The sequence below is a fragment of the Kutzneria chonburiensis genome (genome assembly GCF_028622115.1).
In the GTDB taxonomy this organism is placed as follows: domain Bacteria; phylum Actinomycetota; class Actinomycetes; order Mycobacteriales; family Pseudonocardiaceae; genus Kutzneria; species Kutzneria chonburiensis.
Genome location: NZ_CP097263.1, coordinates 7277392 through 7293391 on the forward strand (window position 1 = coordinate 7277392; position 16000 = coordinate 7293391).

Sequence of the window (16000 nt, forward strand, 5' to 3'; positions counted from 1 at the left end):
GATCTGATGGTCAAGGCCGAGGGCGTGCACAAGAGCTTCGGGCGGACCGAGGTGCTCAAGGGCATCGACCTCGAGGTCCGGCCGGGCGAGGTGATGTGCGTGATCGGGCCGTCCGGCTCGGGCAAGTCCACGCTGCTGCGCTGCATGAACCACCTCGAGAAGATCAACGCGGGCCGGCTGTGGGTGGACGGCGAGCTGGTCGGCTACCGGCAGAAGGGCGACAAGCTCTACGAGCTGCACGACAAGGAGGTCGCCCGCAAGCGCCGTGAGATCGGCATGGTGTTCCAGCGCTTCAACCTGTTCCCGCACATGACCGCGGTGGAGAACGTGATGGAGGCGCCGGTCCAGGTCAAGGGCGAGCCGCGGGCGCAGGCCAGGGAGAACGCCGTCCGGCTGCTGACCGAGGTCGGGCTGGCCGACAAGACGGCGTCCTATCCGGGCCAGCTCTCCGGCGGCCAGCAGCAGCGGGTGGCGATCGCGCGGGCGCTGGCCATGCGGCCCAAGCTGATGCTGTTCGACGAGCCGACCTCGGCGCTGGACCCGGAGCTCGTCGGCGACGTGCTGGCGGTGATGCGCCAGCTCGCCGCCGACGGCATGACCATGGTCGTGGTCACGCACGAGATGGGTTTCGCGCGCGAGGTCGGCGACTCGCTCGTGTTCATGGACGGCGGTGTCGTGGTCGAGCAGGGCTCGCCCCGCGAGGTGATCGCCAACCCGCAGCACGAGCGGACCAGGTCATTTCTGGCGAAGGTGCTCTGAAAGCCAGCAGGCCAGGTCGGTCAGCGGGCGCTGGTCGATGGGCTGGAAGTCGTCGGCGAACAGCGACGGGGTCCGGCCGAGCGAGTGGCCGAGGGCCGGGTAGAAGCGCAACGAGCCGTGCAGGGCGGCGTTCAGCTTGAACGCCCCCGCCGGCGGCACGTTGGCGTCCCGCCCGCCCTGCAGGATCAGCGTCGGGAACCTGCGCAGGGCCTTGGCCTGGTCCAGCACCGACGGCAGGGCCCGGTCCGGACCGTAGATGTTGAACGGGTTGCCCGGCTGGAAGGCGGTGTCGAACGTCTTCTCGAGCCCGGGCAGGAACTCCGTGTCCACGTCCAGCTTGCCGTCGCCGTTGGCGTCGAACGTCGGGCTGACGGTGTAGTCGGTCCCGTTGTACGAGCCCGGCGCCACGAAGCCGATGTACTCGGTGGCGACGAGGCCACCGCCGCCCTTGACCGCCCGCTTCAGGTCGTCCGGCCCCAGGACCTGGCCGAAGGTCTTCAGGTACGGCTGGGCGACGCGGGTGGCCTGGTCGGTGAACAGGCTCCGCCAGTCCTGGGCCACCGGACCCTGGAACGCGACGCCGGCCAGCTCCGGGTGCTTGGTGGCCAGTGCGGCGGCGACGGTGCTGCCCTCGCTCCAGCCGTACAGGAACACCTGGTGCGGATCGACGTGCGGCGAAGCCTCGGCCGCGGCCAGCACCTGACCGGCGTCGTCGAGCATCTTCGGCAGGTCGAGCTTGGAGTAGAAGCTCTGGTAGTCGGCGGTGCCGTCCGGGTGGACGTACCGCTTGTCGTAGCGCATGACGGCGAAGCCGCGGGCGGTCAGGGCGTCGGAGATGTCGGCGAAGATGTGCGACTTGCCCAGGACGTTGGCGTCCCGGTTCTCCGGCCCGGAACCCGGGATCAACACCACCACCGGCGCGTGCTGGACATTGGTCGGATAGTCCAGCTGGCCGCCCCCGGTGAAGTCGCCGAACTGGAACGTGAACTGCTCGTGCGCCACGGCGGCCGGGGCCGCCTGGGCCGTGGCCGCGCCGCCCAGTAGCAGGCCGACCGCGGCGAGTATCGCTGTTCCCCTCATACCCGGAACCGTATTCCGAATGATGGTCGTCCGTCCGGTCAAGTGGGCAGCGGGCCCGTCCGGTGGCAGGATGCCGATCACCTAGTACTCCGGACGAGGGAGAGCCCAGTGACCCGCCTGAAAGTGTGGACCGTGATCCCGGCGGTCGCCGTCGCGCTGGTCGCCGGCGGGTGCGTCGAGTCGACGACCAGCTCCGCCCCCGGCACGGACGGCGTTTCGCTCGTCCAGTCGGGCAAGCTGCTGACCTGCGCGCACCTGCCCTACGTGCCGTTCCAGTACAAGGACGGAAACGACGTGGTCGGCTTCGACGTGGACGTGGTCGACTTCGCGGCCAAGAAGCTCAACGTGCCGCAGCAGATCGTGGACACGCCGTTCGACGGCATCAAGTCCGGCGCCGACCTGAACTCGAAGCAGTGCGACGTGGTGGCCGGCGCGATCACCATCAACGACACGCGGGCGCAGAACTTCGACTTCACCATCCCGTACTTCCAGGCCACGCAGGCGCTGCTGACCAAGACCGGCAACGACTACAAGACGCTGGAGTCGCTGGCCGGCAAGAAGGTCGGCGTGCAGTCGGACACCACCGGCGAGGCCTACATCAAGGGCTGGAACGCCAAGAACGGCGGCGTGATCACCGCGGTGGCCTTCGAGGACTCGGCGCTGCTGGAGACCGCGGTCAAGACCGGCCAGGTGGACGCGTCCATCAACGACAACGGCATTCTCTACGACTACGCCAAGAAGAACCCGGACACGCAGGTCAGCGCCGAGTTCAACACCAACGAGCAGTACGGCTTCGGCGTGAAGAAGGGCAATGCGGCCCTGCTCAAGGTGCTCAACGACGCGATCAAGGCGTCGGCCACCGACGGCAGCTACGCCAAGGCGTACCAGAAGTGGTTCGGCAAGCGCCCGTCCTGGCAGCCCGGCGACGCGACCTCGTCCGCCCCGACCACCACGAGCAAGGGCTGACCGGTGGCTTTGACCCGTCGGCAGCGCCGGACGGCGATCCGCGGCACGCAGTACGGCGTGCTGGTGGTCGTCGTCCTGCTGCTGGCCTTCACCGCCAACTGGCGCGACATCCAGCACGGCTTCTTCGACCTGGACGCGGCCCGTCAGCTGTTCCCGGACGTGTTGTCGGTAGCGCTGGTCAACACCGTCCTCTACACGGTGAAGGGCTTCGCGTTCGGGTTGGTGCTCGGCCTGATCCTGGCGTTGATGCGGCTGTCCTCGGTGCCGCCCTACCGCTGGATCGCCACCGGCTACATCGAGTTCTTCCGTGGTGTGCCGGCGCTGCTGGTGTTCCTGGCCTTCGGCTTCGGCGTGCCGATCGCGTTCAACATCCGGTTCACCACCGGCAGCACGGTCGTGGTGGCGCTGGGCCTGGTCGGCGCGGCGTACATGGCCGAGACGATCCGCGCCGGCATCCAGGCCGTGCCCAAGGGGCAGATGGAGGCCGCCCGGTCGCTGGGCATGTCCCAGTTCCGGGCGATGGTGTGGATCATCATCCCGCAGGCCTTCCGTATCGTGCTGCCGCCACTGACCAACGAGTTGATCCTGCTGGCCAAGGACTCCTCGCTGATCTACCTGCTCGGCCTTACCGGGTCGGAGTACGAGCTGACCAAGTTCGGCCGGGACGCGATGAACACCGTGCAGTCGATGACGCCGCTGATCGTGGCCGGCCTGTGCTATCTGATCATCACCATTCCGCTGTCCTACCTGTCGCGCTATCTGGAGCGGCGGACCAGCGGCGAGTCGAAGCAGGGCCTTGAGGTGATGGCGTGAGCGTGGTGGAGATTTCCGGGCTGCACAAGTCTTTCGGCTCGCTCCAGGTGCTGCGCGGCATCGACCTGACGGTCGAGCGGGGCGATGTCGTCTGCATCATCGGGCCGTCCGGCTCGGGCAAGTCGACGCTGCTGCGCTGCGTGAACCTGTTGGAGCAGCCCGATTCCGGCAAGGTCGTGGTCGACGGCACCGAGCTGACCGACCCGGACGTGAACATCGACAAGGCCCGCCGTCGGCTGGGCATGGTGTTCCAGGGCTTCAACCTGTTCAACCACCTCAATGTGCTGGACAACCTGACCATCGCGCAGCGCAAGGTGTTGGGCCGCAACCGGGACGAGGCCGAGCGCATCGCCAGGCAGAACCTGGAGAAGGTCGGGCTGGCCGGCCGTGAGCGGTCGCTGCCGTCGCAGCTGTCCGGCGGCCAGCAGCAACGGGCGGCCATCGCCCGCGCGCTGTCCATGGACCCGCAGGTGATGCTGTTCGACGAACCGACTTCGGCGCTGGACCCGGAGCTGGTCGGCGATGTGCTGGGCGTGATGCGCACGCTGGCCGGCGAGGGCATGACAATGCTCGTGGTGACGCACGAGATGCAGTTCGCCCGGGAAGTCGCCGACACCGTCCTGTTCATGGACGGCGGCGTTGTGGTCGAGCAGGGCCCGCCGGCGCAGGTCATCGGCGCGCCGACCCAGGAGCGAACCCGGACCTTCCTGGCCCGGGTGCTCAACCCGACCGGTGACAACCCGTGACGTTGTCCGTTCTTGTCACGAACAGCGCCTAACTGGCGACAGTGCGTTGACTTTGTTCGATCACCGGATTTACGGTCGCCCCCTGTTGTGGTCCACGTCGCAGTCGACCAAGGGGAGGCGCCCATGCGGGCACGCACCATCGCCGCGGGACTGGCCGTCGCCGCGCTGACCCTGCCGCTGGCCGCCTGCGGCGGCGGGGACTCGGCCGGCGACGCCAGGACGATCAAGATCGTCTATCGCAACTACAGCGACTTCCCGCAGATGGACACGTTCATGAAGGACGTGAAGAAGCAGTTCGAGTCGGCCAATCCCGGCATCACCGCCCAGCTCACCCCGGTGTCCAGTCTGGACAGCGACTACCTGGCCAAGGTGCAGCTGATGCAGCGGTCCCCGTCGACCGCGCCGGACGTGCTGTTCGAGGACAGCTTCAACGTGAACGCGGACGCGGCGGCCGGCTACCTGCTGCCCATCGACGACTACCTGACCAAGTGGTCGGACTGGAACAGCCAGTTCATCCCGGCCACCAAGCAGGCCGGCAAGGCCACCGACGGCAAGACCTACGCGGTGCCGATGGGCACCGACACCCGCGGCCTGTGGTTCAACAAGGACATCTTCCAGAAGGCCGGGCTGCCGACCGACTGGCAGCCCAAGACCTGGAACGACGTGCTCGACGCGGCCCGCAAGATCAAGGCCACACAGCCCGGCGTGCAGCCGATGTACCTGCCGCTGGGCAAGCCGGCGGCCGAGGCGATGTCCATGCAGACGCTGGAGATGCTGCTCTACGGCACGCCGACCAAGGACCTGTACGACGAGAAGGCCGGCAAGTGGGTCGCGCCGAGCAAGGGCTTCGAGGATGCGCTCGGCTACGTGCAGACCGTGATGAAGGAGAACCTGGCCCAGACGCCGGCGCAGGCCGAGGACACGCAGTGGGCACAGACCCAGATGCCGCTGCTGATGTCCCAGGGCAAGATCGGCTTCATGATGGACGGCGGCTGGTACGCCCGGTACTGGAACGCCGGCGGCGTCGCGCCGTGGCCGGACTGGACCAAGACCCTGGGCACGGCCAAGTTCCCGACCCAGAACGGGCAGGCCCCCGGCAATGTCACGCTGTCCGGCGGTTGGACGCTGGCCGTCGGGGCATCGAGCGGCAACCCCGACGCGTCCATGAAGTTCATCCAGACCGCGCTGAACAAGGAGAACTCGGCGGCGATCGACGTGGCCTGCTCGTGGCTGCCGGTGCGCGACGACGTGAAGGCCGATCCGCGGCTGGCCGAGAAGGACCCGACGGTGCCGTTCTGGAGCAGCCTGGTGTCGTTCACCCGGTACCGGCCGACGCTGCAGGAGTACCCGCAGGTGTCGAACGCGATGGACGTGGCCGGTGATTCCGTGGTCAACGGCGGCGATCCGGCCAAGGCGGCCGCGCAGTTCGCCCAGGACGTGTCCAAGGCGGTCGGCGCGGACAAGGTGAAGACCGGTTGAGGCGCTCCCCTCGGGTCGGGGTGTGGCTGCCGCCGCTCGCCCCGTCGATCTTCCTGTTGGGACTGTTCGTCGCCGGCCCGATCCTGTGGTGTTTCTACGCGTCGTTCACCAACTCGGCGCTGAGCGGGATCGCGGCCCGGCGGCCGAAGTTCGTCGGCCTCGACAACTTCACCACCGCGTTCACCAGTCCCGACGTGGCCGCATCGCTGTGGCTGACGGTAGTTTTCGTGGTGCTGTCGGCCGTGGTCGGGCAGAACAGCCTCGGCATGCTGCTCGCGGTCTTCCTGCAGCACCGAGGAAAGCTATTGCGGGGCATCGTCGGCACGGTCGTGGTCGCGGCCTGGGTGCTGCCGGAAGTCGTTGCGGCGTTTGCCATCTACGCGTTTCTCAATGCCCAGGGCACGTTGAACGAGGTGCTCGGCTGGTTCGGGTTGAGCCAGAACTGGCTCTACACCGCGCCGATGATGGCCGTGGTGCTGGCCAACATCTGGCGGGGCACGGCGTTTTCCATGCTGGTCTACCAGGCGGCGCTGAGCGAGGTGCCGAGCGATCTCGTCGAGGCGGCGCAGGTTGACGGGGCCGGTCCGGTGCGGCGGTTCTGGCATGTGGTGCTGCCGGTGATCCGCCGTACCGTGGTCACCAACCTGATGCTGATCACGTTGCAGACGCTCGGGGTCTTCGGTCTGATCTACGTGCTGACCGCGGGCGGCCCGGACAACAAGACCCGCACCCTGCCACTGCTGATGTACGAGCAGGCCTTCAAGTTCGGGCAGATCGGCTACGGCACCGCGATCGCGTTGGTGCTGCTGGTGCTCGGCGCGGTGTTCTCCCTCGTCTACATCCGCAGCCTGAAGGCGGAGGTCTGAATGCGCGGCCCCCGCTTGGTGGTCAACCTGGTGCTGCTGGCCGTCGCCGTGCTGTTCGTGGCCCCGCTGCTGTGGCTGCTCACGGCATCGTTCGACACGCACGGCAGCCTGGCCGCGAAGGTGCCCGGCGACTTCACCCTGGCCAACTTCGGCCAGATCCTGAACTGGGAGGTCGGCGGCCGGCCACTGGTCAACGGCCTGTTGATCAGTGGCGGCACCGCGATCATCGCCGTGATCGTGGCCGTGCTGGCGGCCTATCCGCTGTCCCGGTTCCAGCTGCGGTTCCGGCGGCCGTTCCTGTACACGATCCTGTTCACCACCGGCCTGCCGGTGACGGCGATCATGGTGCCGGTGTACGGCCTGTTCGTCCGGCTGTCCCTTGTGGACTCGCTCTTGGGCACCACGGTTTTCCTTGCCGCCACGGCACTTCCGATGGCCATCTGGATGTGCAAGAACTTCATGGACGGCATCCCGGTCAGCCTGGAGGAGGCGGCCTGGGTGGACGGCGCGTCGTCGTTGCAGGCGTTGCGGTCGATCGTGCTGCCGCTGATGGCGCCGGGCGTGGCCGTGGTCGGCATCTTCACGTTCATCACGGCCTGGGGCAACTTCTTCGTGCCGTTCGTGCTGCTGCTCGACCCGGACAAGATGCCGGCCTCGGTGGGCATCTTCTCGTTCTTCGGCCAGAACGGGCTTGTCGCGTACGGGCAGCTGGCGGCGTATTCCATTCTGTACACGACGCCCGTGCTGGCGCTGTATCTGGTGGTGTCCCGGTGGCTCGGCGGCGGCTTTAGCATGGCGGGAGCAGTCAAAGCCTGAGGAGGTTTGCCGGTGACCGACCACGTGTTGGCGCTCGACGTGGGCGGCACCAAGATCGCCGCCGGGCTCGTCGACGCGCAGGGCTCCGTGTTGCGGCGGTCCGTGCGCCCCACGCCCGCCCATGACGCCGAGCTGGCGTGGCAGGCCGTCGCCGACCTCGTCGCCGAGGTGTTGGACGGCACCGTGCCCAGCGCCGTCGGCATCGGCTCCGCCGGTCCGGTCGACGCCGAGGCCGGCACCGTCAGCCCGATCAACATCAACGGCTGGCAGGCCTTCCCGCTGCGCGACCGGGTGCGGGCGTTGCTGCCCGGCGTGCCCGTCTCGCTGGCCGGCGACGGCTTGTGCATCGCGCTCGGCGAGCACTGGCTCGGCGCCGGCCGCGGCAGCCGGTTCATGGTCGGCATGGTCGTCTCCACCGGCGTCGGCGGCGGACTCGTGCTCGACGGCAAGCCGTTCGGCGGGCGGACCGGCAACGCCGGGCACATCGGCCATGTCGTCGCCGAGCCCGACGGTTGGCCCTGCACCTGCGGCGGCCGGGGCTGCGTGGAGACCGTCGCCGGCGGGCCGAACATGGTGCGGTGGGCCCGTGAGCAGGGCTGGACCGGCTCCGACGCCATCGCGCTGGCCGCCTCCGCCCGAGCCGGCGACTCGGTCGCCGCCGCCGCCTTCGAACGCTGCGGCCGGGCCGTCGGTCTGTCCATCGCCGCCGCGGCGGCCATCTGCGACCTGGACCTGGCCGTGATCGGCGGCGGCATCTCGAAGACCGACGACCTGCTGTTCGACCCGGTCCGGCGCACGTTGAAGATCCACGCCGGGCTGTCGTTCATCAAGGACCTGAAGGTGGTCAAAGCCGAGCGCGACGACTCCGGACTGATCGGAGCCGCCGCGCTCGCGTTGCTCTAGGCGTCGAGGGCCCGCAGCGCCGCGGCAAGGATCTCCTTGCGGTCGTCGGACTCCAGGCTCCGGTTCACCAGTACCGCGGCCGTCGCCTCCTTGGCCACGGCGACCGCGGCGCTGGCCCGGATCAACGCTGCCCGGTCCGGATCCGGGCCGGCCAGCGCCGTGATCACCGACGCCATCATCTCCGGCGGGGTGCGCGGGAACCGCTCGTCGAGCAGTTGGCGAACGGCCGGGTCGGCGGTGACGACCGGGATCACTGTGTGCGCGTCGGCGGTGAAGTCGACGAACGCGGCCAGCAGCTCCGCCGGGGCCAGCTCCGCGGCATGTTCGGCCAGCTCGGCGTAAGCGGCCAGCGGCTCGGCCAGCAACGCGTCGAGCACATCGGCCTTGGACCGGTAGTGGTAGTAGAGCGCGGCCGGGGTGATCGACAGCCGACCGGCGATATCGGCCATGGACGTGCCGGTGTAGCCCTGGCGGGCGAACAGCTCGCGAGCCACGTCCTTGATGCGCTGCTTGGTGTCGGCCACGGCGTCCAGTCTACTTGCTGAACGTTCAGTAAGCGCCTACCGTGGCACTTACTGAGCATTTAGTAAGGGGGGATCATGGCCATTCTCATCACCGGCTGCTCGACCGGCGTCGGCCGGGCCGCGGCCATCGCGCTGGCCCGCGCCGGCCTGCCGGTCTGGGCCTCGGCCCGCGCCATCGACACCATCACCGACCTGGCCGCCGAGGGCTGCCGGCTGGTCGAGTTGGACGTCTCCGACGAGCGGTCCCGGCTGACGGCGATCGACACCGTCGGCCCGCTCGACGCGCTGGTCAACAACGCCGGCTACGCCCAGGCCGGCCCGGTCGAGGAGGTGTCGCTGGACCGGCTGCGGGCCCAGTTCGAGACCAATGTGTTCGGCGCGATCCGGCTGTGCCAGCTGGCGCTGCCGGCGATGCGGGAGCGCGGCCGGGGCGTGATCGTCAACGTCGGGTCGGCCGGCGGCCTGATCGGGGTGCCGGCCTCGGCCGCGTACGACATGACGAAGTGGTCGCTGGAAGCCCTGTCCGACGCGCTACGGATGGAGGTGCGCCGGTTCGGCGTGCGGGTGTCGCTGCTCGAGCCGGGTGGCGTCGTCTCCGCGTTCGCCGCGACGCAGGCCGCCACCTGGCCGGAAACCGTTGGCCCGTATGAGAAGTTCCGCGCCAACCACCACGAGCGGATGCGACGCTACACCCGGCCGGGGGCACCGGGCATGACCACTCCCGAGCGCGTGGCCAAGGTCGTGCTCCGGGCCGTCACGGCGCGCAATCCCAAGGCGCGCTACAAGATCGGCCCGGCGGCCCGGGTCATGCCGCTCCTCTACCGAACCCTGCCCACCCCACTCTGGGACGCCTTCATGACCCGCCTGTTCCCCATGACCTGAAGTTGGGAAGGGGGCCTTCCTACACTCGGAGTGCAGGAAGGCCCCCTTCCCAACTTTGGGGTGTGACGCCGGGTCAGTGGACGGCGATCTCCTTGAGCTTGGGGTCGCCCTCGTCCCGGTCGTAGTCGCCGGTGTTGGTGGCGTCGACGCCGTTGAACCACTTGGCCTGCCGGGCGATCAGCGTGACGATCACGGCGACCACCACGTTGGCGATCAGGGCCACCGCGCCGACGTAGATCTGCACGGCCGAGCCGGCGAAGGGGTGCCAGCCGAACAGGGAGAGGTTGCCGGTGGCCAGGGCCGAGCCACCGAAGTGGGCCTTGCCGTTGGCCGGGTTGGGAATCGTGTACAGCAGGTACAGGCCCCAGCCCATGCCGACGATCCAGCCGGCGACCAGGCCCCAGCGGTGCAGCCAGCGCGTGTAGAGCGCGATGGCCACCGACGGCAGCGTCTGCAGGATGATCACGCCGCCGATCAGCTGGAGGTCGATGGAGAACTGCGGGTCGACGAACAGCACGAAGGCGACCGCGCCGAACTTCACCACCAGCGAGGCCAGCTTGGCCTGGGTGGCCTCCTGCTTGGGGGTGGCGTCCCGCTTGAAGTACTCCTTGTAGATGTTGCGGGTCCACAGGTTGGCCGCGGCGATGGACATGATCGCCGCCGGCACCAGTGCCCCGATGCCGATGGCGGCGAAGGCGATGCCGGCGAACCAGGCCGGGAACTGCTGGCCGAACAGCACCGGCACGATGGTGTTGGAGTCCGGCTTGCCGGTGGCCTGGTTGACGATCGGCTTGGCCCCGGACACCAGCGCCACGTAGCCCAGCAGCGCAAGCAGGCCCAGCACCAGCGAGTAGGCCGGCAGCGCGACCATGTTCTTCTTGATCACGGTCCGGCTCTTGGAGGCCAGGATGCCGGTGATCGAGTGCGGGTACAGGAACAGCGCCAGCGCCGAGCCAAGCGCCAGGGTGGCGTACTGGAGCTGGTTGGTCGGACCCAGCAGCGTGGAGCCGAACGGCTTGTTGGTGGTCGGGTTGGTCTTGGCCAGCGCGGTCGACGCCTGGTCGAAGATGTGGCCCCAGCCGCCCAGCTTCGACGGCAGGTAGATGATGGCCACGATGATCACCAGGTAGATCAGCGCGTCCTTGACGAACGCGATCAGCGCCGGCGCGCGCAGACCCGACTGGTAGGTGTAGACGGCCAGGATCACGAAGGCGACGAACAGCGGCAGGTGGCCGAGCAGGCCGCTGCCGTTGACGCCCATGGTCCGCAGCACCGACTCCAGGCCGACCAGCTGCAACGCGATGTACGGCATGGTGGCGACGATGCCGGTGATGGCGATCAGCAGGGCCAGCAGCGACGAGCCGTAGCGGCCGCGCACGAAGTCGGCCGGCGTCACGTAGCCGTGCATCCGGGACACCGACCACATCCGCTGCAACGGCAGGAAGATGATCGGGTACAGCACGACGGTGTAGGGCAGCGCGTAGAAGCCGAGCGCGCCGGCCCCGAAGATCAGGGCGGGCACGGCGACGAAGGTGTACGCCGTGTACAGGTCGCCGCCGACCAGGAACCAGGTGATCCAGGAGCCGAACTTGCGGCCGCCGAGGCCCCACTCGTCGAGGTGGTCGAGCGTGTTGCCGGCCTGCCAGCGCGACGCCATGAAGCCCATCACCGCGACCAGCACGAAGAGCACCAGGAACACGGCGAGCTGCACGATCTGATCGGTGCTCATCGGCGATCACCCCGGCTCTTGGCGTAGACGACGCCGACGCAGACGACGCCAACCGGCACGAACAGGAACTGGTACCAGTAGAAGAACGGCAGGCCGAACACCCGGGGCCCGTCGAAGTTGTACCACGGCGTGATCAACATCAGCAGCGGGACCAGCAGCAACAGGTTCCACGGGTTCCACCGCCGCGGTGGCGGTTCACTCGGCATGGCTTCCTCCCGGCGTCGCGGATGAAGCGGATGTTAAGCCGGGATGATCGCGGACGCCCCGATCAGGTGATCAGGTGTCTGAATTGTGACCGTTCAGGTGCTCAAACCACGTATCTCGTCAGTTGGGGGCCTGATTCAGCTGGGTCGCGCTCACGGCGTTGGCGACCTGGGCGCAGTCGTCCTGGGTGATGCCGACGACGCCGGCGTTGAGGTTGGCCCGGCACGAGATGGTCAGCGCGTTGCCCAGGTCCTGGAAGGTGGACCGCGGCGTCAGCAGGTTCTCCACGCCGAACCACACCTGCACGGCCTTGGCCACGCCCAGCCCACGCACCGTCCGTCCGTTGAAGGTGGCCCCGTCGGTGATCAGGAACGCCGTCTTGTTGACCACGCCGTCGTTGGCGTGCGGATCGGGGTTGTCGGTCACCCAGAACGGGCCGTTGACCCGGTCCGGCTGCTGGAACCGCTGCGGGTTGCGCATGTCCCGGATGACGCCGATGGCCGAGCCGGCGCCGATGGACCAGCGGTTGACCCCGGCGTCGTTGGCGTCGCCCGCGGTGATGCCGATGAACTTGCCGAACACGTCGGACATGCCCTCGTTGATCGCGTCGGCCTGGCCGCCCTGGAGGCCGGAGGTGTGCTGGGTGACGCCGTGGGTCAGCTCGTGGCCGGTGATGTCCTCGGTGGTCACGCCCTCGCCGAAGGCCATCTGTTCGCCGTCCCAGAACGCGTTGAGGAACGGGCACCGGTCGCCGGTGACGCAGACCCGGACCGTGCCGCGGATCGCCTTGCCGGTGCCGTCGCCGTAGTCGGCGCCGATCAGCGCGGTCAGGTCGAGGCCGGTGAACCGGGCGTAGAAGTTCTGCGCGTCGCCGAAGAACCGGAACACGTTGCCGACGTCGCCGGCGGTGGAGCCGCTGGTCTCGGTCCGGACGACCGGGAACGCCGTGCCGCAGCGGATCGAGGCCAGGCTGCCGCTGACCACCCGCCGCCGGGCGTCGCAGACGTCCCGGTTGGACGCCTCACGGGTTTCCGACCACGACTGGACGACGTCGGTACGGGTGGCCCCGACGACCATGGACCACTGCTGGTCGGCCTGCGAGCCACGGATGTGCACCACATAGACCGGTTTGGCCACCGCCGGCCCGGCCTTGCCGCCCAGCGTCGGGTCCCACCAGTACTGCTCGGTCGACTGCACGCTCAGGTCCTTGGCCTGGAGCTTCTTGGCCTCGGCCGTGGCGGCGACGGCCTTCTGGTTGGCGGCCTTGATCGTCTGCGAGGTGTCGGGCGGGAAGTCGCCCGATCGGGCCCGTGCGGTCTTGCCGACCGCGCTGACCAGGGCGCCGTCCTTGCCCAGCGCCTCGACGATCTGGCCGCCGAGCACCGGCTTGCCGTTGATCGTCTGTTGGTAGCGGACGACCGTGCCGAACGGCACCGGTCGCACGTCGGCCACCTGCAATGTGTCCGGGTCGACCTGCCAGACCTGGGCGATGTCGGGCAGGTGGGACTGGGCGGCGGCCAGCGGTGAGCTGCCGCCGGTCGAGGGCAGCGGGGTCTGCGGCAGCAGGCCGACGACCCGACCGGTGGCGTCGGTCTGCACGGTGAGCTGGGCCTGCACCGCGGTGGTCGGGGTGGCCGGCGCGGACCGGGGCGCCGGACCGGGCAGCGACACCGCGGGCGGGTCGGCACTGCCGGTCAGCTGGTTGGCAAACGCTTGCACCTTGGGGTTCGGGGCGGCCACCACCACCAGCACTCCCGCCGCGACCAGCACCGCCGCCCCGACGATCCCCACGTCGACGGCCAAGCCCCTGCGTGCCATTCGCGTGACCTCCGCACGAAACCCGACTACTTGCCGTGTTGCTCTACGCACGGATGCACAACACTCGTTCAGGTGGCGATTACGAAGAAACTTCACGTCTTAGCCCCGGCGGTGCTCGCGTTGACCCTGCTCTCTCCCGGCATCGCCCTGGCCGACCCGACCGCCCAGTGCTTCAACCCCAACGCCAAGCTCACGGTGGAAGAGCAGCGGCTGACCGCGACCATGCCGGCCGGCGGCCCCGCTGTCGGCCCGACGCTGGTCAGCCAGGCCGGCTTCGATCCGCTGGTCGGCGACTTCACCACCAAGCTGTGCGCGGCCAAGTCCACGGCGGCCGCGCGCCAGCTGGTGGCCACCGCCGGCGACAACCTCTGGCAGACCGCCGTCGACCGCGCCCAGGGCCGCCGCCCCGGCATGGGCACGCTCGACCCCCACGACGACCGCCCGCTGTACTGGGCCCGACTGCAACTCACCAAGGCGCTGCGGCAGTGGCAGCCGAAGTTCACCCTGCCCGCTGCCGACCGCACCGCCCTGCTGACCAGCCTCGACCACGGCTCCCGCGGCCTGAACTCGGACAAGCTGCCGGCCGGCGCCGGCGTCAAGAAGATCATGGTCAGCGGCTTCGACCCGTTCCAGCTGGACGGCACCGGGGTGCGCATCTCCAACCCGGCCGGCGCGTCCGCCCTCCAGCTGGACGGACTGACCATCAGCACGCCGACCGGGCCGGCCTTGGTGCAGGCCGTCACGTTCCCGGTGGTCTGGGGCTACTTCGACCAGGGCATCGTCGAGGCGGCCTACGGCACGGCCCTCAAGGACGCCGACCACCGGCCGGACATGATCATGACGCTCAGCCAGGGCCGGCCCAACCAGTTCGACATCGAGCGCTGGGCCGGCGACTGGCGCGGCGGCTTCCCGGACAACAACAACCTGAGCTCGACCGGCCCGGTCCCGGCGGCCGCCGGCTGGCCGCAGCCGTCCGTCCAGTTCATCGAGACCACGCTGCCGTACCAGCAGATGCAGGCCGTGCCGACGGGCAGCTACAAGGTCAACTTCGACCTGCTGTTCTGCGTCTGGTCGGACAGCTCGCACCCGGGCACCGGCCAGCAGGTCTGCCGCACCGACGCGCCGAAGCCGGGCGAGATCGCCGCGCAGGGCGGCGGCGGTGACTACCTGTCCAACGAGAGCATGTACCGGTCCAACCGGGTGCGCCTCGGCCTGGGGGCCACCACCGTGCGTGGCGGCCATCTGCACACGCCGGTGCTGGGCGAGCCGGCCGGCGCCACCGCGCTGACCGACGCCGCCTTCGAGGCCCGCCGAACGGCCATCGCCAACCAGGCGATTGCGCTGGTCACGGCGGCCGCGAGTGGTTTGAGCTGATTCTGGGTAGTCGACCTGGGGGTTGCTTGCCCGCCACGGCACCGTCGGAGCAACCCTCAGGTCATTGCCAGGGTGTGACCCGGTTGACCCGGTACGGTCGAACGACCACTAGGCGGTTCGGACGAGGAGGGTGATGGTGCGGGGCGGCTCGTTGGCGGTCATCGTGCTGGCAGTGGTTGGCCTGGTGGGCGCCTGCGGCAGACCGGCAACGGACCTGGCCGAACCGCTCACCGCGACACCGAGCTCACCGGACAATTCCGGCGGGGCGGCGCCGCTGCCCATGCCGCGGGTGGACAGCGGCGGCGTCAGCCGGGGCTCGCTGCCGGTCGTCGGCGCGTGCATCGACTCCGCCCACAAGACCGTCACGTGCACCGTGCCGCACCAGGGCGAGGTCACGCTGGTCGGCAACCTGCCCGAGGGCCTGCCCAGTTCGCTGCCCGACGACACGACCATGACCAGGGCCGCCCTGCCCTCGTGCCGGGACGCGCTCGGCGACTACCTCGGCAGCCACGACGCCGACGCCACCGACCTACAGGCCTGGGCGTTCTGGCCGCAGGCCGACGCGTGGACCGAGGGTGAGCGCTGGCTGGTCTGCGCGGCCACCCAGATCGACTCCGCCGGCAACCCGATCACCATCACCGGCTCGCTCAAACACGTGCTGACCGGCGCCGGCTTCGCCCGCTACCAGACGTGCACGGTGTCATCGCCGTCGGAGAGCCAGACCCTCAAGTTCGGCGCCTGCGACGAGCCACACCTCGGCGAGGCCATGCCCGGCGTGCAGACCCTGGGCCGCTCCACCGACCCGATGCCGGCCACCGACACCATCAACCAGATCGCCCGCAACCGGTGTTCGCAGGAACTGACCAGCTACCTGGGCACGGATTCGCGATCGGACGTGACCTACACCTGGCGCGCCCCGGACACCCGGCAGGCCTGGGCGCAGGGCTACACCAATCTCATCTGCTACGCCGAAGCCGCCCGTCCGGTCGGCGAGCGACTCCAGAACATCGGAAACGGCCCCCTGCCGGCCTGACCGGTACC

General features: G+C 69.1%; 16 protein-coding genes. 11 read left to right on the forward strand and 5 right to left on the reverse strand.

Annotation, left to right across the window (positions count from 1 at the left end; all coding sequences use genetic code 11):
• The first annotated feature begins 6 nt into the window (after positions 1 to 6).
• Positions 7 to 759 carry an amino acid ABC transporter ATP-binding protein gene (locus tag M3Q35_RS33440; protein WP_273944557.1) on the forward strand — a complete coding sequence of 251 codons (753 nt, stop codon included), beginning with the start codon at positions 7 to 9 and terminating at the stop codon, positions 757 to 759.
• Here the strand turns inward: M3Q35_RS33440 and M3Q35_RS33445 are convergent.
• Positions 736 to 1839 (reverse strand): alpha/beta hydrolase family protein, encoded by a 1104-nt coding sequence (locus M3Q35_RS33445; protein ID WP_273936521.1) that lies wholly within the window; start codon positions 1837 to 1839, stop codon positions 736 to 738. The genes M3Q35_RS33440 and M3Q35_RS33445 overlap by 24 nt on opposite strands.
• Before the next feature lie 108 nt (positions 1840 to 1947).
• Here M3Q35_RS33445 and M3Q35_RS33450 point away from each other — a divergent pair, with 108 nt between their 5' ends.
• From M3Q35_RS33450 to M3Q35_RS33480, 7 genes are all read left to right on the forward strand, one after another.
• Positions 1948 to 2805 (forward strand): ABC transporter substrate-binding protein, encoded by an 858-nt coding sequence (locus M3Q35_RS33450; protein WP_273936522.1) that lies wholly within the window; start codon positions 1948 to 1950, stop codon positions 2803 to 2805.
• 3 nt (positions 2806 to 2808) lie between these two features.
• Positions 2809 to 3618 (forward strand): amino acid ABC transporter permease, encoded by an 810-nt coding sequence (locus M3Q35_RS33455; protein WP_273936523.1) that lies wholly within the window; start codon positions 2809 to 2811, stop codon positions 3616 to 3618.
• Complete coding sequence (locus tag M3Q35_RS33460; protein ID WP_273936524.1) at positions 3615 to 4364, forward strand: amino acid ABC transporter ATP-binding protein; 750 nt, start codon at positions 3615 to 3617, stop codon at positions 4362 to 4364. The genes M3Q35_RS33455 and M3Q35_RS33460 overlap by 4 nt, the downstream gene beginning before the upstream one ends.
• 123 nt (positions 4365 to 4487) lie before the next feature.
• A complete protein-coding gene (locus tag M3Q35_RS33465; RefSeq protein WP_273936525.1) occupies positions 4488 to 5843 on the forward strand; it encodes an extracellular solute-binding protein in 1356 nt (451 codons plus the stop codon).
• The gene (locus tag M3Q35_RS33470) at positions 5840 to 6709 is read left to right on the forward strand and encodes a carbohydrate ABC transporter permease (protein WP_273936526.1); all 870 of its coding nucleotides are present in this window, start codon (positions 5840 to 5842) and stop codon (positions 6707 to 6709) included. The genes M3Q35_RS33465 and M3Q35_RS33470 overlap by 4 nt, the downstream gene beginning before the upstream one ends.
• Positions 6710 to 7525, forward strand: a complete 816-nt coding sequence (locus M3Q35_RS33475; protein ID WP_273936527.1) for a carbohydrate ABC transporter permease — start codon at positions 6710 to 6712, stop codon at positions 7523 to 7525.
• Between the two features lie 12 nt (positions 7526 to 7537).
• The gene (locus M3Q35_RS33480; RefSeq protein ID WP_273936528.1) at positions 7538 to 8428 is read left to right on the forward strand and encodes an ROK family protein; all 891 of its coding nucleotides are present in this window, start codon (positions 7538 to 7540) and stop codon (positions 8426 to 8428) included.
• Here M3Q35_RS33480 and M3Q35_RS33485 read toward each other — a convergent pair.
• Positions 8425 to 8952 carry a TetR/AcrR family transcriptional regulator gene (locus M3Q35_RS33485; RefSeq protein ID WP_273936529.1) on the reverse strand — a complete coding sequence of 176 codons (528 nt, stop codon included), beginning with the start codon at positions 8950 to 8952 and terminating at the stop codon, positions 8425 to 8427. The genes M3Q35_RS33480 and M3Q35_RS33485 overlap by 4 nt on opposite strands.
• A gap of 75 nt (positions 8953 to 9027) precedes the next feature.
• Here M3Q35_RS33485 and M3Q35_RS33490 point away from each other — a divergent pair, with 75 nt between their 5' ends.
• Positions 9028 to 9834: an SDR family NAD(P)-dependent oxidoreductase gene (locus M3Q35_RS33490; protein WP_273936530.1), complete on the forward strand. Its 807-nt coding sequence runs from the start codon at positions 9028 to 9030 to the stop codon at positions 9832 to 9834.
• 73 nt (positions 9835 to 9907) lie between these two features.
• Here the strand turns inward: M3Q35_RS33490 and mctP are convergent, their stop codons facing one another.
• From mctP to M3Q35_RS33505, 3 genes are all read right to left on the reverse strand, one after another.
• Positions 9908 to 11563 (reverse strand): monocarboxylate uptake permease MctP, encoded by a 1656-nt coding sequence (gene mctP, locus M3Q35_RS33495; protein ID WP_273936531.1) that lies wholly within the window; start codon positions 11561 to 11563, stop codon positions 9908 to 9910.
• Entirely contained in the window at positions 11560 to 11769 is a 210-nt protein-coding gene (locus M3Q35_RS33500; protein ID WP_273936532.1) for a DUF3311 domain-containing protein, read from the reverse strand. The genes mctP and M3Q35_RS33500 overlap by 4 nt, the downstream gene beginning before the upstream one ends.
• A 118-nt stretch (positions 11770 to 11887) precedes the next feature.
• On the reverse strand, positions 11888 to 13585 hold the full coding sequence (locus M3Q35_RS33505; RefSeq protein WP_273936533.1) for a M4 family metallopeptidase: 1698 nt from the start codon (positions 13583 to 13585) through the stop codon (positions 11888 to 11890).
• Positions 13586 to 13657: 72 nt separating this feature from the next.
• Between M3Q35_RS33505 and M3Q35_RS33510 the strand changes: the two genes are divergently transcribed.
• Both M3Q35_RS33510 and M3Q35_RS33515 read left to right on the forward strand, forming a co-directional pair.
• Positions 13658 to 14959 carry a pyroglutamyl-peptidase I gene (locus M3Q35_RS33510; RefSeq protein WP_273936534.1) on the forward strand — a complete coding sequence of 434 codons (1302 nt, stop codon included), beginning with the start codon at positions 13658 to 13660 and terminating at the stop codon, positions 14957 to 14959.
• A 133-nt stretch (positions 14960 to 15092) separates the two neighbouring features.
• Positions 15093 to 15992 carry a septum formation family protein gene (locus M3Q35_RS33515; RefSeq protein ID WP_273936535.1) on the forward strand — a complete coding sequence of 300 codons (900 nt, stop codon included), beginning with the start codon at positions 15093 to 15095 and terminating at the stop codon, positions 15990 to 15992.
• Positions 15993 to 16000: the final 8 nt, after the last annotated feature.

Bases quoted from the DNA above. Each gene is read 5' to 3' on its own strand.
- M3Q35_RS33440 (WP_273944557.1), top strand. From the start codon at position 7: ATGGTCAAGGCCGAGGGCGTGCACAAGAGCTTCGGGCGGACCGAGGTG.
- M3Q35_RS33445 (WP_273936521.1), bottom strand. From the start codon at position 1,839: ATGAGGGGAACAGCGATACTCGCCGCGGTCGGCCTGCTACTGGGCGGC.
- mctP (WP_273936531.1), bottom strand. From the start codon at position 11,563: ATGAGCACCGATCAGATCGTGCAGCTCGCCGTGTTCCTGGTGCTCTTC.
- M3Q35_RS33500 (WP_273936532.1), bottom strand. From the start codon at position 11,769: ATGCCGAGTGAACCGCCACCGCGGCGGTGGAACCCGTGGAACCTGTTG.
- M3Q35_RS33490 (WP_273936530.1), top strand. From the start codon at position 9,028: ATGGCCATTCTCATCACCGGCTGCTCGACCGGCGTCGGCCGGGCCGCG.
- M3Q35_RS33505 (WP_273936533.1), bottom strand. From the start codon at position 13,585: ATGGCACGCAGGGGCTTGGCCGTCGACGTGGGGATCGTCGGGGCGGCG.
- M3Q35_RS33515 (WP_273936535.1), top strand. From the start codon at position 15,093: ATGGTGCGGGGCGGCTCGTTGGCGGTCATCGTGCTGGCAGTGGTTGGC.
- M3Q35_RS33475 (WP_273936527.1), top strand. From the start codon at position 6,710: ATGCGCGGCCCCCGCTTGGTGGTCAACCTGGTGCTGCTGGCCGTCGCC.
- M3Q35_RS33465 (WP_273936525.1), top strand. From the start codon at position 4,488: ATGCGGGCACGCACCATCGCCGCGGGACTGGCCGTCGCCGCGCTGACC.